Origin of the sequence: Pseudomonas sp. GD03944, from assembly GCF_029839275.1 — a bacterium.
In the GTDB taxonomy this organism is placed as follows: domain Bacteria; phylum Pseudomonadota; class Gammaproteobacteria; order Pseudomonadales; family Pseudomonadaceae; genus Aquipseudomonas.
Genome location: NZ_JAOCAH010000002.1, coordinates 426,075 through 442,436, shown reverse-complemented (window position 1 = coordinate 442,436; position 16,362 = coordinate 426,075). Strand labels below are relative to the sequence as shown.

The following is a 16,362-nucleotide window of genomic DNA, read 5'->3' as shown; positions in this document are numbered from 1 at the left end:
CTGTGCAGGGAAGGCGCCGCCGGCGGGCGCTGTCCTGCAAGCATAGTTGCTGATTGGCTGGAGAGCGGGCTCAGGCGCCGCGCTGCAGCCAGCGCAGGATGCCCAGGCCGGCGGCGCGGCCGCTGGCGAAACAGGCGGTCAGCAGGTAGCCGCCGGTGGGCGCTTCCCAGTCGAGCATTTCGCCAGCGCAGAACACCCCCGGCAGCTCGCGCAACATCAGCTGGGCATCCAGCGCCTCGAAGGACACGCCGCCGGCGCTGCTGATCGCCTCGTCGAGAGGGCGGGGGCGGACCAGGACCAGCGGCAGGTGCTTGATCGCCAGGGCCAGCTGCACCGGGTCATTGAACAATTCGGCGGGCGCCCGCTCGCGCAGCAGCGCGGCCTTCACCCCGTCGAGGCCGAGCTGGCGGTGCAGGAACTTGGCCATGGACTGCGAGCCCCGCGGCTTGCCCAGCGCCGTCTGCACCTTGGTCAGGCTGTGTTGCGGCAGCAGGTCGAGGTTGACCGTGGCGCTGCCGGTTTCGGCGATGCGCTGGCGAATCCGCGCCGACAGGGCGTACACCAGGCTGCCCTCGATACCCTGGGCGGTGAGCACGAATTCGCCCAGGCGCGGGGTGTCGTCGTCCAGGCACAGGCCGACGTTCTTCAGCGGCGCACCGGCGAACTTGTCCCGCAGGAAGGGGCTCCAGGCCGCCACGTCGAAGCCGCAGTTGCTCGGTTGCAGGGGCGCGACGGCGACCCCGCGTGCCTGCAGCAGCGGCACCCAGGCACCGTCCGAGCCGAGCCGCGCCCAGCTGCCGCCGCCCAGGGCCAGCAGGGTGGCATCGGCCTGCAGGGTGCGTTCGCCTTCTGCCATGGCCAGGCGCAGGGCGCCGCTGTCGTCCCAGCCGAGCCAGCGGTGCCGGGTGTGGATCTGCACGCCCAGTTCGCGCAGGCGCTTGAGCCAGGCACGCAGCAGCGGCGCGGCTTTCATGTCGGTGGGAAAGACCCGGCCGGAGGTGCCGACGAAGGTCTCGATACCCAGGCCGTGAATCCAGGCGCGCAGGGCGTCGGCGTCGAAATCCCGCAGCAGCTCGGCGACTTCTTGCTGGCGCTCGGCGTAGCGGCCGAGGAAGGCCGGCTTGGCCTCGGAGTGGGTGATGTTCATGCCGCCCACGCCGGCCAGCAGGAACTTGCGCCCCACCGAGGGCATGGCATCGAACAGCTCGACGCGCACGCCGCCTTGCGCCAACACCTCGGCGGCCATCAGCCCGGCAGGGCCACCGCCGACGATGGCGACACAGGGAACGGAGGGGCGGGCAGCGTTGGGCATGGTGGGGGCGCGGTTCTGGATAAAAGGGGGCGGCATTCTACCCGAGGCGTGCGGTGCGCGACTCGGGCAGGGATCAGCGGGCGGTGTCGTCGAGGGCGTGCAGTAGCTTCAGCGCCGCCTCCACCCGCGCCTCGTTGGGGTAGTTTCTGTTCGCCAGCAGCACCACGCCCTGGCCACGAGCAGGAATGAAGGCGACGTAGGCGCCGAAGCCACCGGTAGAGCCGGTCTTGTTGAACAGCACCTCGCCGGTCTGCACCTGGGGTTCGGCCACCGGGTGGGCGTCCAGGGCCATGGCGGACGAGTTGCCGGCCTGCAGGCGCTCCAGAGGGATGGGGTAGGCGTAGAACTCCCAGCCCAGGCCCTGGGTCATGTCGCCGACCTGGTAGTAACCGCGCTGCGTGGTGGCGATCGCCCCTTTCAGCGGGCCCTCCAGGGCGCCGGGTTGCAGGTTGGCGTGGACGAAGCGCAGCAGGTCGGCAGCGGTGGTCTTCACCCCGTAGGCCTCGCCGTCGAGCATCCCGGGGTTGACCCGCACCGGCTGGTTGTCCCGGCTGTAGCCGGAGGCGTAATGCGGCATCTGCGCGCTCGGCACCTGGACGTAGCTGTGGCGCATGCCCAGGGCCGGCAGCAGGTGGGTTTCCAGGGCGCTGGCGAAAGGTGCTTCCAGGCGTTGCGCGGTGATGTAGCCGAGCAGACCGATGCTGGGGTTGGAATAGCGCCGGGAGGTGCCGGGGCTGTGTTCGGGTTGCCACTGGCGGTAGTAGGCGACCATCGATTCGTGGTCGGTCACGTTCTCCGAGAATTGCAGCGGCAGGCCGCCGGCGGTGTACAGGCCGAGGTCGAGCAGGGGCACCTGGGCCAGGGCGCTGCCCTGCAGCTCCGGTACATGGCGTTCGACCGTGTCGGTCAGCGACAGCTTGCCCTGTTCCTGGGCGAGGGCGGCGAGGGTGGCGGTGAGGGTCTTGCTCACCGAACCGATCTCGAACAGCGTGTCGGGGCCGACGGCCTGGCGGGTTTCGCGGTTGGCCAGGCCGTAGTAGAAGGCCTGGCCCTGGCCGTTGTGGGTGATCGCCACGGCCATGCCGGGAATGTCATGGGCCTGCATCAGCGGTTCGATGGTGGCGTTCACGGCGGCCGTCAGGTCGCGCGCGTTGGTGGCGGGGCTGGCCAGCAGCAGGGTGCACAGAGCGAGAGTCGTGGGGGGGGCGGTAAGAAATCGTCGCACGGTCGAACATCCTTTTTTGAGCGATCTGCCGCTCATGATAGTCGCTAGCCCAGGCCGCGTGCCTGCCAGACCCGCCCGGCGCTGTGGTGGAGGATGCCGTGGCGCCGGGCCAGGACCTGGCGGTCCCGGTCGTAGCCGCCACCGATCAGCCCCACCACCGGGATGTCACGGCCCAGGCACTGGTTCAGCACGCACTCGTCGCGGGCGGCGACGCCGGCATCGGTCAGTTTGAGGTAGCCGAGGGCGTCGTCCTTGTGCACGTCGACCCCGGCGTCGTACAGCACGATGTCCGGCTGGTACAGCGGCAGCAGGTAGTTCAGCGCGTCGTCCACCACCTGCAGGTAGTCGTCATCGCCCATGCCCATCGGCAGGGGGATGTCCCAGTCGCTGTTGGCCTTGCGTGCCGGGAAGTTCTTTTCGCAGTGCAGCGACACGGTGATCGCCTCGGGGGTGTCGGCCAACAGGCGGGCGGTGCCGTCGCCCTGGTGCACGTCGCAGTCGAAGATCAGCACCCGCTGCACGCGACCGCTGGCCAGCAGGTACTGGCTGACCACCGCCAGGTCGTTGAAGATGCAGAAACCCGCCGGGTGATCGTAATGCGCATGGTGGGTGCCGCCTGCCAGGTGGCAGGCCAGGCCGTGTTGCAGCGCCTGCTCGGCCGCCAGCAGCGAGCCGCCCACGGCGCGGACGGTGCGTTGGGCCAGCGGCGCGCTCCAGGGCAGGCCCAGCACGCGCTGTTCGTCGCGGCTGAGTTGGCCGTGGCGAAAGCGTTCGATGTAGTCAGGGCAGTGGGCCAGGCGGAGAATATCCACCGGGCACGGTTCGGGCCGCAGCAGGTCGGCGTCGGTGGTCAGGCCGCTGTCGACCAGGTGATCGCGCAGCAGGCGAAACTTCTCCATGGGAAAACGGTGCTCGACCGGGAAGGGCGGGCTGTAGTCGTCGTGATAGACGAGAGGCAGGCGCATACACTGGGCTCGGATGGCGAGCGCCGAGTATGGCGGCGTTGTCGGACCTCATTCAAGCGGAGTCAGCATGGCATCACCCACCGAACTGCATACCCCGCGGCTGATCCTGCGCCACTGGCGTGACGAGGACCGGGCCGAATTCGCCGCGCTGAACGCCGACCCCGAGGTGATGCGCTATTTCCCCGCCTGTCTGGACCGGGGGCAGAGCGACGCGCTGGTCGAGCGGGTGCAGCGTCATGTGGCCGAGCACGGCTTTGGCTGGTGGGTGGTGCAGCACCGGGACAGCGGGGCCTTCATCGGTGCCACCGGGCTGATGCATGTGGGTTTTGCCGCGCCCTTCGTGCCGGCGGTGGAGATCGGCTGGCGCCTGGCACGTGCCCGCTGGCGCCAGGGCTTTGCCCGGGAGGCGGCGAGCGCGGCCCTGGCCAGTGGTTTCCGGGACCTGGGGCTGGCGCAGATCGTCTCCTTCACCACGCGGGAAAACCGGCCGTCGCAAGGCGTGATGCAGGCCATCGGCATGCGCCACGACCCGGCCGGCGACTTCGACCACCCGGCCCTCGACGTGGGCCACCCGTTGCGCCGCCATGTGCTCTACCGACTGACACGCCGTGACTGGGAGGCGCTGCCATGAGCGACGACGTCCGCGCCTATCACCAGCTCAGCAAACACCGCCCCGAGCAGTTTGCCCCCGGCCCCGGGCGACTGGACTGGGCCACCCAGCCTGCGCCGTTCCGCCGCTATGACGGGGCGCGGCTGATCGAGTTGTGGCACCGCCCGCAGGAGGAGTCGCCACCCTTCGATTCGGTGTTCGCTGCGCCGAGTGCCACCGTGCAGCCGATGAACCGCGCCAGCCTGTCGCAACTGCTCTACGACAGCCTGGCGCTGTCCGCCTGGAAGGAGGCGGGCGGCAGCCGCTGGGCGCTGCGGGTCAATCCCTCGTCGGGCAACCTGCACCCCACCGAGGCCTACCTGCTGCTGCCCCCGGGCGTACTGGAAGAGGGCGCGCTGCTGGCCCACTACAGCGCCGACGTGCACGCGCTGGAGGTGCGGGCCGAGCTGCCGCCAGCCCTGGGGAGCGCGTTGCCGGCCGACGGTTGCCTGCTGGCGTTAGCCAGCATTCCCTGGCGCGAAGCCTGGAAGTACGGCGAGCGGGCCTACCGCTACTGCCAGCACGACCTCGGCCACGCCCTGGCAGCCCTGGCGATTGCCGCCAGTGCCCTGGGCTGGCAGGTGCGCCTGCTGCGCAGCGTTCCCGAGGTCCGGTTGGACGGCGCGTTCGGCCTGGACCGCGAGGGCTTCCACGAGGCGGAACACATCGACTGCCTGCTGTGGATCGGCCCGGCCCGGGACCGCGAGCTCACGCTGCCGACGAGCCTGCTGAACAGCCTGGCGGCGCTGGAGCTGAGCGGCCGTCCCAATCGCCTGTCGCGGCAGTACCGGGATTGGCCGGAGCTGGCGCGGGTGCATACCCTGTGCCGGGCGCCGGCGCTGCCGCCGGTTCCCTGGCAAGCGGCTCCGGGGCGCCAGGTGGCGGACAACCCGGGGCTGCCGCTGCGGCCGATCCTGCACCGTCGACGCAGTGCCCAGGACATGGACGGCAAGGCCGGAATCACCGCCGAGCTGCTGTTCGCCTGGTTGCAGCGCCTGATGCCGGCCAACTCCCCGGTGCCCTTCGCGGTGACCGGCGAGCCGCCCGAGGTCGACCTGCTGCTGTTCGTCCACCGGGTGCGCGACCTGACCCCGGGGCTGTACTGGCTGGCCCGGTGCGATGGCCAGGCCCAGGCCGGCCTGCGTGAGGATTTCACCTGGCAGCGGGTGCACGACGAACTCCCCCTGTACCGCCTGCTGGAGGGCGATGCCCGGGGCCTGGCGGCGTTCCTTTCGTGCGGCCAGGACATCGCCAGTGACGGCTGCCTGGCCGTGGCCATGCTGGCGCGCTTCGATTCTGCGCTGGCGGGCGGCGCCTGGCGTTATCCGCGGCTTTACTGGGAGTGTGGGCAGATTGGTCAGCTGCTGTACCTGGAAGCCGAGGCCGCCGGGTTGTCCGCCACCGGCATCGGCTGTTATTTCGACGAAGCGGTGCACGAATTGCTGGGACTTGCCGACAGCCGCTGGCAAAGCCTTTACCATTTCACCCTTGGCCGTGCGGTGTGGGATGAGCGCTTGCTGTCCCTGCCTGCCTACGACGATTTGAGAAGACCGCCGCACCCGTGAGCGGCGATTGGGGAGAGACTGCATGAGTCACGTATTGGATGAACTGGTTGCCTTGCTGACCCTGGAATCCATCGAGGAAAACCTGTTCCGTGGCGTCAGCCAGGACCTGGGCTTCCGCCAGCTGTTCGGTGGCCAGGTGCTGGGGCAGTGTGTGTCGGCGGCCAGCCAGACCGTGGAGGCCGACCGCCACGTGCACTCGCTGCACGGCTACTTCCTGCGACCGGGGGATGCCACCTTGCCGGTGGTCTACCAGGTCGACCGGGTGCGCGATGGCGGCAGCTTCAGCACCCGCCGGGTGATGGCGATCCAGAAGGGCAAGCCGATCTTCACCTGCAGCGCTTCGTTCCAGTACGACGAAGAGGGCTTCCACCACCAGAACCTCATGCCCGACGTGCCGGGCCCCGAAGGCCTGCGCTCGGAAACCGAGCTGGCGCGCCTGGTGGCGGGCTCCCTGCCGGAGCGCATGCGCGAGCGCGCGGTGAGCGACAAGCCGATCGAGATCCGCCCGGTGACCGTGGGCAACCCCTTCGCTCCGGAGCCGAGCGAGCCGGTGAAGTACGTGTGGTTCCGCGCCGCCGGCGACCTGCCGGATGACCCGCAGCTGCACAAGTACCTGCTGGGCTACGCCAGTGACTTCAACCTGCTGACCACCTCGATGCTGCCCCACGGCGTGTCGGTGTGGCAGAAGTTCATGCAGGTGGCCAGCCTCGACCATTCGCTGTGGTTCCACGGCAACCTGCGCATGGACGACTGGCTGCTCTACGCCATGGACAGCCCGTGGGCCGGCAACGCCCGCGGCTTCTCCCGCGGCAGCATCTTCAACCGCCAGGGGCAACTGGTGGCCTCGGTGGCCCAGGAAGGGCTGACCCGGGTGCGCGAGGACTGGAAGTGAACCTGAAGGTCGCTCGCCACTGGGTGTTCGACATGGACGGCACCCTGACCCTGGCGGTGCATGACTTCGAGGCGATCAAGCGCGCCCTGGACATCCCCCTCACGGCGGACATCCTCCACCACCTGGCGGCCCTGCCGGCGCATGAAGCGGCGATCAAGCACGCCTGGTTGATGGAGCACGAGCACGAGCTGGCCCTGGCGGCGCGCCCGGCCCCGGGAGCGGTTGAGCTGGTGCGGACCCTGCGCGAGCGCGGCTGCCGGCTCGGCGTGCTGACCCGCAATGCCCACTGCCTGGCGCTGCTGACCCTGCAGGCCATCGGCCTGGACGACTGCTTCGCGGTGGACGACATCCTGGGCCGCGACGAGGTGCCGCCCAAGCCCGACCCGGGTGGCCTGCTGCACCTGGCCGCGCGCTGGCAGGTGGCGCCCGAGGCGCTGGTGATGGTGGGCGATTACCGCTTCGACCTGGAATGCGCCCGGGCGGCGGGTGCCACCAGCGTACTGGTCAACCTGCCGGACAACCCCTGGCCCGAACTGACCGACCACTTCGCGCCGGATTGCCACGCCCTGCAACAGGCCGTGCAGACACTCGCCCCGGCCTGACCTCGCAATTGCTCCAGCCCGTAGCCTGGGTTGAGCCTGGCGATACCCGGGTGTCGCTTCGCTCGACCCAGGCTACGAATCCGTTTTATCCCCAGTGGTAAGCCAGAGCCCGGAAGGCTGCCGTAGGGTGGATGACGCTCTTTTCATCCACCACGGGGGCGCCGCCGATGCCAGGTTGAACGCCGCTCAGTCCGTAGCCTGGGTTGAGCCTGGCGATACCCGGGTATCGCTTCGCTCGACCCAGGCTACGAATCCGTTTTATCCCCAGTGGTAAGCCAGAACCCGGGAGGCTGCCGTAGGGTGGATGACGCTCTTTTCATCCACCACGGGGGCGCCGCCGATGCCAGGTTGAACGCCGCTCAGGTGCTCCGGGCTACAGGCTCAGCAACACCCACCGGACTCCAGGTCCTTGAGGATCGGGCAGTCCGGGCGGTGGTCGCCCTGGCAGTGGTCCATCAGTTCCTGCAGGGTGTCGCGCAGGCTGCTCATTTCTTCGATCTTGCGGTTCAGCTCGACGATGTGTTCGGCGGCCAGGGCCTTCACATCGGCGCTGGCGCGTTGGCGGTCCTGCCACAGGGTCAGCAGCCTGGCCACCTCCGCCAGGGAAAACCCCAGGTCCCGTGAGCGCTTGATGAACGCCAGGCGGTGCAAGTCCTGTTCGTTGTACTGGCGGTAACCACTGTCGCTGCGCCCGGCGCTGGGCAGCAGTTCGATCTGCTCGTAGTAACGAATCATCTTGGCGCTGAGGCCGGTCTTGCGGGCGGCTTGGCCGATGTTCATCGATCGTCTCCGGTCATGCGCGGTTTCCAGGTTTTCAGCAGCAGGGCATTGCTCACCACGCTGACGCTCGACAGGGCCATGGCGGCGCCGGCCAGCATCGGGTTGAGCAGGCCGAAGGCGGCCAGGGGAATGCCGATCAGGTTGTAGACGAAGGCCCAGAACAGGTTCTGGCGGATCTTGGCGTAGGTGCGTCGGCTGATGTCCAGGGCAGCCGGGACCAGGCGCGGGTCGCCGCGCATCAGGGTGATGCCGGCTGCATGCATGGCCACGTCGGTGCCGCTGCCCATGGCGATGCCCACGTCCGCCGCGGCCAGGGCCGGCGCGTCGTTGATGCCGTCGCCGACCATGGCCACCACGCCCTGGCGTTTCAGGTCGGCGATCAGCGCGGCCTTTTCCGCCGGCAGCACGTTGGCGTGTACCGAATCGATGCCCAGGGTGTTGGCCACCGCCGCGGCGCTGCCCGCGTTGTCGCCGCTGACCAGGTGGCTGTGGATGCCCTGGGCGTGCAACTGCTGCACGGCGTCGAGGGCGCCGTCCTTCAGCGTGTCGCCAAAGGCCAGCAGGCCCAGTATCCGGGCGTCCGGCGCCTGCTCGATGAGCCAAGACACGGTGCGCCCCTGGGTTTCCCAGGCGCTGGCGGTGTCGCCCAGTTCGCCCGGCGCCAGGCCGCTGTCCGTCAGCAGACGAGCGTTGCCCAGGGCCAGTTGCTGGCCCTCGACCTGGCCACTGATGCCGCGGCCCGGCAGGGCCCGGCTGTCCTGCGCGTCCGGCAGTGCCTGGTCGGTGCAGCGTTCCAGCACCGCCTTGGCCAGCGGGTGTTCGCTGCCGCGCTGCAGGGCGCCGGCCAGGCGCAAAAGCGCCTGCTCGTCGCCATCGGCAGCTTGCAGGTGGGCGATTTTCGGGCTGCCGGAGGTGAGGGTGCCGGTCTTGTCGAAGGCCACGGCGGTCACGCTGTGGGCGACCTCCAGGGCTTCGGCGTCCTTGATCAGGATGCCGTGGCGGGCGGCCACGCCGGTGCCGGCCATGATCGCGGTGGGAGTGGCCAGGCCGAGGGCGCAGGGGCAGGCGATCACCAGCACTGCCACGGCGTTGAGCAGCGCCACCTGCAACGGTGCGCCGAGCATCATCCAGGCCACCAGGGTGCCCAGGGCGATCAGCAGCACCACCGGCACGAAGACCTGGCTGACCCGGTCCACCAGCTTCTGGATGGGCGCCTTGGCGGCCTGGGCGTCTTCCACCAGGCGGATGATTTTCGCCAGCACGGTCTCCGCACCCAGGGCGGTGGTTTCCAGCAGCAGGCGGCCTTCGCCGTTGATCGCCCCGGCGGTGACCGCATCGCCCGGCTCCTTGGCCTGGGGCAGGCTTTCGCCGCTGATCAGGGCTTCGTCGGCGTGGCTGCGGCCTTCCAGCACCTGGCCGTCCACCGGGAAGCGTTCGCCGGGCTTGACCACGATGCGGTCGCCGAGGGCCAGCTCGCCGAGGGCGACCCATTCCTCGCGGCCGTCCTGCAGGCGCAGGGCGCGCTCCGGGCGAAGCGCCTGCAAGGCACGGATGGCGCTGCTGGTCTGGCGCTTGGCGCGGCTTTCCAGGTACTTGCCGAGCAGGATCAGGGCGATGATCACCGCCGAGGCTTCGAAATACAGGTGGGGCGTGATGCCCGGCGGGGTGATCGACCACTGGTAGAGGCTCAGGCCGTAGCCGGCGCTGGTGCCGATGGCGACCAGTTGGTCCATGTTGCCGGCGCCTGCGCGCAGGGCCCGCCAGGCGGCGCGGTAGAAGCGCGCGCCGAGGATGAACTGCACCGGCGTGGCCAGGGCCAGCTGGGCCCAGGCCGGCAGCATCCAGTGGATACCGAAGGGGCTCAGCAGCATGGGTAGCACCAGCGGGGCGGCGAGCAGCAGGGCAACACCGACCCGCCAGCGCTCCTGGCGCAGGGCGCGGTCGGCGTCGTGTTCGGCGCTGGGCGGGGCGTCGTCCACGAGCTGGGCGGTGTAGCCCGCTTCGCGCACCGTGGCCAGCAGGTCGGCGCTGTCGGTACCCGGGGCGATGTTCACCTGCGCCTGCTCGGTGGCCAGGTTGACGTTCACACCAAGCACCCCGGGTTGCCGGGCCAGGGCCCGTTCGACCCGGCCGACGCAACTGGCGCAGGTCATGCCGCCGATCTGCAGGTCCAGGCGCGTGCTGGGGACCTGGTAGCCGGCGTGCTGCACGGCGGCGATCAGCCGGTCGAGGCTGTCCGCCGGGGCTTCGATGCGTGCCTGTTCGGTGGCCAGGTTGACGCTGGCCGTGGCGACCTCCGGCAGGTTGCGCAGGGCGCGCTCGACACGCCCGGCGCAGCTGGCGCAGGTCATGCCGCTGATCGGCAGGTCGAAGGTGGACAGGGTGGCCATGGGGCATGCTTCCTGTGGGGCAGTGAACTCACCCCCAGAATCAACCTTGCCATAGGGGCAAGGTCAAGCCCTGAATGCCTATTGCAGTGCCGGGGCGGGAATCAGGTACAGGCCGGAGGTGCTCAGGGCCACGCGCAGGCGCCGGACTTCCCCAGCCTCCAACTGCAGGTGCTGGCCCTTGAGCTGGACGATGCCCGGCTCGCACACGCCGGTACCGATCACCCCGAGGCGCACCGAGACATCGCCCGGTGGCAGGTTGAACGACACGGCCTGGCCCTGGTAGATGCGGGCGGCGAGCTGGTCCTGCAGGTACAGGCCGACCTCACAGGGCGTGGCGACTTCCAGGCGCTCGCGGGACACGATGAGCACCGCGTACCCATCGGCCTGAGGCAGCAGGGTGGACAGGACCTGGGCGTGCAGCGGGGCGGATGCCAGCGCGCCGAGCAGGATCAGGGCATACGGACGGAGCATGACGTTCTCCCCAAAGGGCTCCAACGGATTGAGCTTGGTCGAGGTCGGGCGATAGGACAAGCCCGGGGCTTGACCTTGCCACTGTGGCAAGCCTGAAACTGCCTGCATCCAGACAAACGGGGCCTGATCCCGGGCCCGACGACGGAGGTGAACCATGCAGGTATTCAAGGTGCAGGGCATGACCTGCGGGCATTGCGTGCGGGCCATCGAGCGCAGCATCCAGGCCCGCGATCCGCAGGCGAAGGTGGCGGTCGACCTGGCCGGCGCCGAGGTCCGGGTGGACAGCGAGCTGGCGGTGGACAAGGTGCTCGAGGCGATCCTGGCCGAGGGGTACACCGCCGTCCAGGCGTAGGTGTCAGGCGACCGGCGGGCGGGGCAGGGCGGCCACGTCCGGCCAGTCGCGGATCAGCCCGCGGAAGCAGGCGTCGATCATCGGTGCGGTGTCGGCCTGCGCATCGAACAGCTTGGGGTCGCGCAGCCAGTCGCTGAACAGGCCAACGATCATCGCGTGCAGCGCGCGCGCCGCCAGGCGCGGGGTCATGCCCGGTTGCAGGCGGGTGACCACCCGGGGGTGGGCGAACTGGCTTTCGCACAGCTCGATGAACTGGTTGATGAAGGCCTCGTGCCGTTGCTCGGCCTCGCGCAGCTCTTCGGTGAATTCGCAGCGGCGCAGCAGGATGGTGAAGATGCGGCGGCGCTGTTCGTCATGGGGCAGGCTTTCGATGGCCTCGACGCACAACGCGCGCAATCCCAGCAGCGGGTCGTGCTCGGCGCAGCAGCCCAGGCGCTCGGCCAGTTGTTCCGGCGGCAGGCGGACCTGACTGAGCAGCTCGTGGAACAGGTGCGCCTTGTTTTCGAAGTGCCAGTACACCGCGCCCCGCGTCACGCCGGCCTGCCGGGCGATCTGCTCCAGGCTGGTGTGCGCCACGCCCTTCTCCAGGAACAGCACTTCGGCCGCCTCGAGAATGGTGCTTCGGGTCTTTTCAGCTTCTTCTTTGGTTCGGCGCATGGCAGCGGGAAAATTTCTGTCTAGGCTCAGCGATGGGGGACAGAGTGTAATGAATTTAAGCACAGTGGTCAGTTTACGAACGTAGTTGTATGTAAACGAACCCAAGGTCCCATACCCCCGATCATCGATCTGTCGGAGAGGTTTATGGTTTCCGTTCGCCAGCACGCGTTTGCCTTCTCGCTCTTCGTTGCCAGCGGCCTGGTCTCGGTGGCCCTGGCCGGCGGTACACCACCGCCGCCGGAGGTGGTGGTGGAAACCGCCAAGGTCGCGCCGTTCCCGCTGGAGCTGGAGTACTCCGCCCGCACCGCCGGGTTTCGCGAAGTGCAGGTGCGCGCCCAGGTCAGCGGCATCCTGCAGGCCCGCACCTACCTGGAAGGCAGCCAGGTGACCCAGGGCCAGTTGATGTTCCGCATCGATCCGCGCACCTACCAGGCAGCCCTGGCCCGGGCCAAGGGCGCCCTGGCCCAGGAGCAGGCGCGCTACCGCCAGACCGAGCGCGACCTCAAGCGCATCCGTGAGCTGCAGAAGAAGGGCTTCGCCAGCGAAAGCGAGCTGGACAACGCCATCTCCAATTTCGAGCAGAGCAAGGCCAACATCCAGGCCGCCGAGGCCGAGGTGCAGTCCAAGCAGATCGACCTCGACTACACCACGGTGAAGGCGCCGATTTCGGGCATCACCAGCAAGGAAACGGTGTCCGAGGGCAGCCTGATGGTGGCCGGCGACCCCAACGCCAGCCTACTGACCAACATCACCCAGCTCGACCCGATCTACGTCAACTTCGCCGCCCCGGACAGCGACGTGGAAATGGTGCGCAGCGGCCTGCAGAGCGGCGAGCTGCTGCTCGAAGGCAAGCAGATGGGGGTGAAGATCATGTTCGGCGACGGCTCCAGCTACCCGCTGCAGGGCAAGGTGGATTTCACCGACAGCCTGGTCGACCGTACCACCGGCACCGTCAGCGCCCGGGCGGTGGTCCCGAACCCGGAGCAGAAGCTGTTGCCGGGCCAGTTCGTGCGGGTGATGGTCACCGGCATCAGCGTGCCCCGCGCCATTACCGTGCCCGAGCGGGCGGTGGCCCAGGGACCGCGCGGCACCTTCGTCTACGTGGTCGACGGCGAGGACAAGGCGCGCATGCGCGAGGTCAGGACCGGCCGCACGTCCGGCGGGCGCTGGGTCATCGAGTCGGGGGTCAGCGAGGGTGACCGGGTGATCGTCGACGGGCTGCCCAAGGTGCGCCCCGATTCGCCGGTCAAGGTCGCCGAGGCGTCCGCCCAGCCTGCCAAGCAATCATAGGGAGCGCCGGCGGTGATCTCACGATTCTTCATCGACCGCCCGGTCTTCGCCGCGGTCATCTCGATCATCATCGTCCTGGCCGGCCTGATGGCCATGCGCGCGCTGCCCATCGCGCAGTACCCGCAGATCCTGCCGCCCCAGGTGGCGGTCAGCGCGACTTACGCCGGGGCCAGCGCCCAGGTCATCGCCGAGACGGTGGCCGCGCCGCTGGAGCAGTCGATCAACGGCGTCGAGGGGATGATCTACCAGCAGTCCAACTCGGGCGGCAACGCCATGAGCCTGTCGGTGTACTTCGAGGTGGGGCGCGATCCCGACCAGGCCACCATCGACGTCAACAACCGGGTCCAGGCGGCCCTGGCCAAGCTGCCGGAGGAGGTACGCCGGCAGGGGGTGAAGGTCGAGAAGAAATCCTCCGACATTCTCCAGGTGGTCACGCTGTTTTCCCCGGACGGCTCCCGCGACCCGGTGTACATCAGCAACTACGCGCTGATCAACGTGATCGACGAGCTCAAGCGCCTGCCGGGGGTGGGTGACGTCAGCCAGTTCGGTTCCAAGGACTACTCCATGCGCATCTGGCTGCGCCCGGACAAGCTGGCGCAGTACAACCTGACACCGACCGACGTGGTCAACGCCATCCGCGAGCAGAACTCGCAGTTCGCCGCCGGCAGCTTCGGCCAGCAGCCGCTGGAGCAGAAACAGGACTTCACCTACACGGTGACCACCCAGGGGCGCTTCACCGAGCCGGAGGAGTTCGAGAGCGTGATCCTGCGCAGCGACCCCACCGGCGCCAGCCTGCTGCTCAAGGACGTGGCGCGCATCGAACTGGGGGCCCAGGACTACTCGCTGATGACCTCGCTCAACGGCCAGCTGAACGCGGCGTTCGGGGTCTACCTGCAGCCGGGGGCCAACGCCCTGGACACCGCCGAAGCGATTCGCACGGCGATGGAGCGCATGTCGAAGAACTTCCCCGAGGGCATCACCTACAAGATTCCCTACGACACCACCAAGTTCGTCGAGGTGTCGATCGAGGAGGTGATCCACACCTTCTTCGAGGCCCTGGTGCTGGTGGTCCTGGTGGTCTTCATCTTCCTGCAGAACTGGCGCGCCACGCTGATCCCGGTGCTGGCGATCCCGGTGTCGCTGGTCGGCACCTTCGCCGGCATGTACCTGCTGGGCTTCTCCATCAACCTGCTGACCCTGTTCGGCATGGTGCTGGCCATCGGCATCGTGGTGGACGACGCGATCGTGGTGATCGAGAACGTCGAGCGGGTCATGGCCGCCGACAAGGTCGGCCCGCGGGAGGCGACGATCAAGGCCATGGAGGAGGTGACCGGGCCGATCATCGCCATCGTCCTGGTGCTCTGCGCGGTGTTCGTGCCGGTGGGCTTCCTCGGCGGCCTGGCGGGGGAGATGTATAAACAGTTCGCCATCACCATTGCCGTGTCGGTGGTGATTTCCGGCATCGTCGCGCTGACCCTGAGCCCGGCGCTGTGCGCCTTGCTGCTCAAACCCGGGCACCACGAACCGATCGCGCCGTTCCGCGTCTTCAACCGGTTCTTCGACCGCATCACCCACGGCTACACGGCCGGCGTGCGCTTTTTCCTCAAGCGCTCGCTGGTGGGGCTGGTGCTGTTCGGCGGGATGATCGCCCTGCTGGTGGTGCTGTTCGGCCGGGTGCCCGGCTCGCTGGTGCCGGACGAAGACCAGGGCTACGTGATCAATGCCTACATCCTGCCGCCGGCGGCGTCGCTGACCCGCACCGAAGAGCTTTCCAGCACCGTCACCAAACAACTGATGGAACACCCGGCGGTGCAGGACGTGGTGACCTTCGCCGGCTTCGACGTGCTGACCTTCGGCACGCGCAGCAACGCCGGGGTGTCGTTCGTGCCGCTCAAGGACTGGAGCGAGCGCACCACGCCGGAGCTGGACGCACGCAACCTGACCGGCACCTTCATGGGCATGGGCGCCGCGCAGAAGGACGGCCTGGTGCTGACCTTCAACCCGCCGCCGATCACCGGCATGAGCACCACCGGTGGTTTCGAGGGCTTCATCCAGGACCGCAGTGGCGCCGGCACCGCGCAGCTCGCGGGCCGTGTGGCGGCGTTCCTCGAAGCGGCGCACAAGCGGCCCGAGCTGGCCGGGGTGCAGACCACTTTCAGCGCCGACGTGCCGCAGTACTACATCGACCTGGACCGCACCAAGGCGCGGGCGCTGGGGGTGACGATCAGCGACGTGTTCACCGCCATGCAGGCGACCTTCGGCAGCTACTACGTCAACGACTTCAGCCTGTACGGGCGGATCTTCCAGGTCAGCCTGCAATCGGAGTCGGAGTTCCGCCGCAAGCCGGAGGACCTGTCCCAGGTCTACGTGCGTTCCTCCGGTGGTGACCTGGTGTCGCTGTCGAGCCTGGTCAAGGTCGAGCGCATCCTCGGGCCGGAAACCTACGCGCGCTTCAACGTCTACCCGGCCGCCAAGATCCTCGGCGGGCCGGCACCGGGCTACAGCTCGGGCCAGGCCCTGGCGGCGGTGCAGGAAATCGCGGACGAGGTGCTGGGCAGCGAATACAGCATCGGCTGGGTCGGCTCGGCCTACCAGGAGCTGGCGACCCAGGGCTCCGGCAGCCAGGCGTTCGTCTTCGGCCTGATCATGGTGTTCCTGATCCTGGCCGCCCAGTACGAACGCTGGACCCTGCCGCTGGCGGTGGTCACCGCCGTGCCGTTCGCGGTGTTCGGGGCGATTCTCGCGGTGTGGCTGCGCGGCATCGAGAACGACGTGTACTTCCAGGTCGGCCTGGTGACGCTGATCGGCCTGGCGGCGAAGAACGCGATCCTCATCGTCGAGTTCGCCGTGCTCTGCCGGCACCAGGGCATGGGCATCTTCGAGTCGGCGCTGGAGGCGTCGCGCCTGCGGTTCCGGCCGATCGTCATGACCTCGCTGGCGTTCATCCTCGGCGTGGTGCCGCTGGCCATCAGCAGCGGGGCCGGCTCGGCCAGCCGGCACTCGATCGGCACCGGGGTAATCGGCGGTATGCTGGCGGCCACGATCCTGGCGACCTTCATGATCCCCATGTTCTACCTGTTGGTAGAATCGCTGGCGGAAAAAGTCGCCAACCGCCGCAAGAAGCCCACCGGGACCCCCGAGGCCCCCGGGCACGGCCACTAGGCCGACCGACCGGAAACGGCGCTGGCCGTTTCCGGTGTTCACCGCCTTCG

General features: G+C 68.7%; 14 protein-coding genes. 7 read left to right on the top strand and 7 right to left on the bottom strand.

All coding sequences use genetic code 11. From position 1 onward, the window contains the following. Positions 1-70 precede the first annotated feature (70 nt). The 3 genes from N5C28_RS05765 to N5C28_RS05755 all read right to left on the bottom strand — a co-directional run bounded on the left by N5C28_RS05765 (position 71) and on the right by N5C28_RS05755 (position 3,502). Positions 71-1,312 carry a TIGR03862 family flavoprotein gene (locus N5C28_RS05765; RefSeq protein ID WP_279820978.1) on the bottom strand — a complete coding sequence of 414 codons (1,242 nt, stop codon included), beginning with the start codon at positions 1,310-1,312 and terminating at the stop codon, positions 71-73. A gap of 73 nt (positions 1,313-1,385) precedes the next feature. Beyond that, positions 1,386-2,537 (bottom strand): class C beta-lactamase, encoded by a 1,152-nt coding sequence (gene ampC, locus N5C28_RS05760; RefSeq protein ID WP_279820976.1) that lies wholly within the window; start codon positions 2,535-2,537, stop codon positions 1,386-1,388. A gap of 44 nt (positions 2,538-2,581) precedes the next feature. Further along, a complete protein-coding gene (locus N5C28_RS05755; protein ID WP_279820975.1) occupies positions 2,582-3,502 on the bottom strand; it encodes a histone deacetylase in 921 nt (306 codons plus the stop codon). A 67-nt stretch (positions 3,503-3,569) separates the two neighbouring features. Here N5C28_RS05755 and N5C28_RS05750 point away from each other — a divergent pair, with 67 nt between their 5' ends. Genes N5C28_RS05750 through N5C28_RS05735 form a run of 4 tightly spaced genes read left to right on the top strand, consistent with a single transcriptional unit; the run spans position 3,570 to position 7,210 of the window. Then, complete coding sequence (locus N5C28_RS05750; RefSeq protein WP_279820973.1) at positions 3,570-4,133, top strand: GNAT family N-acetyltransferase; 564 nt, start codon at positions 3,570-3,572, stop codon at positions 4,131-4,133. Further along, positions 4,130-5,716 carry a SagB/ThcOx family dehydrogenase gene (locus N5C28_RS05745; RefSeq protein ID WP_279820971.1) on the top strand — a complete coding sequence of 529 codons (1,587 nt, stop codon included), beginning with the start codon at positions 4,130-4,132 and terminating at the stop codon, positions 5,714-5,716. Before N5C28_RS05750 ends, N5C28_RS05745 begins: the two co-directional genes overlap by 4 nt. A gap of 22 nt (positions 5,717-5,738) precedes the next feature. After that, positions 5,739-6,608: an acyl-CoA thioesterase II gene (tesB, locus tag N5C28_RS05740; protein ID WP_279820970.1), complete on the top strand. Its 870-nt coding sequence runs from the start codon at positions 5,739-5,741 to the stop codon at positions 6,606-6,608. Beyond that, complete coding sequence (locus N5C28_RS05735; RefSeq protein WP_279820968.1) at positions 6,605-7,210, top strand: HAD family hydrolase; 606 nt, start codon at positions 6,605-6,607, stop codon at positions 7,208-7,210. Before tesB ends, N5C28_RS05735 begins: the two co-directional genes overlap by 4 nt. Positions 7,211-7,591: 381 nt before the next feature. On the opposite strand, the gene cueR is transcribed toward N5C28_RS05735, so the two are convergent. The 3 genes from cueR to N5C28_RS05720 all read right to left on the bottom strand — a co-directional run bounded on the left by cueR (position 7,592) and on the right by N5C28_RS05720 (position 10,851). Continuing rightward, a complete protein-coding gene (gene cueR, locus N5C28_RS05730; RefSeq protein WP_279820966.1) occupies positions 7,592-7,990 on the bottom strand; it encodes a Cu(I)-responsive transcriptional regulator in 399 nt (132 codons plus the stop codon). Further along, the gene (locus N5C28_RS05725; protein ID WP_279820964.1) at positions 7,987-10,380 is read right to left on the bottom strand and encodes a heavy metal translocating P-type ATPase; all 2,394 of its coding nucleotides are present in this window, start codon (positions 10,378-10,380) and stop codon (positions 7,987-7,989) included. Before N5C28_RS05725 ends, cueR begins: the two co-directional genes overlap by 4 nt. Positions 10,381-10,458: 78 nt before the next feature. Then, the gene (locus N5C28_RS05720) at positions 10,459-10,851 is read right to left on the bottom strand and encodes a hypothetical protein (RefSeq protein ID WP_279820962.1); all 393 of its coding nucleotides are present in this window, start codon (positions 10,849-10,851) and stop codon (positions 10,459-10,461) included. A 154-nt stretch (positions 10,852-11,005) separates the two neighbouring features. Here N5C28_RS05720 and N5C28_RS05715 point away from each other — a divergent pair, with 154 nt between their 5' ends. Continuing rightward, positions 11,006-11,203: a cation transporter gene (locus tag N5C28_RS05715; RefSeq protein ID WP_279820960.1), complete on the top strand. Its 198-nt coding sequence runs from the start codon at positions 11,006-11,008 to the stop codon at positions 11,201-11,203. A gap of 3 nt (positions 11,204-11,206) precedes the next feature. Here N5C28_RS05715 and N5C28_RS05710 read toward each other — a convergent pair whose 3' ends face one another. Beyond that, positions 11,207-11,860: a TetR family transcriptional regulator gene (locus N5C28_RS05710; RefSeq protein ID WP_279820958.1), complete on the bottom strand. Its 654-nt coding sequence runs from the start codon at positions 11,858-11,860 to the stop codon at positions 11,207-11,209. A 144-nt stretch (positions 11,861-12,004) separates the two neighbouring features. Between N5C28_RS05710 and N5C28_RS05705 the strand changes: the two genes are divergently transcribed. Then, positions 12,005-13,150 (top strand): efflux RND transporter periplasmic adaptor subunit, encoded by a 1,146-nt coding sequence (locus tag N5C28_RS05705; protein ID WP_279820957.1) that lies wholly within the window; start codon positions 12,005-12,007, stop codon positions 13,148-13,150. A 12-nt stretch (positions 13,151-13,162) separates the two neighbouring features. Then, the gene (locus tag N5C28_RS05700; protein ID WP_279820955.1) at positions 13,163-16,312 is read left to right on the top strand and encodes an efflux RND transporter permease subunit; all 3,150 of its coding nucleotides are present in this window, start codon (positions 13,163-13,165) and stop codon (positions 16,310-16,312) included. Positions 16,313-16,362: the final 50 nt, after the last annotated feature.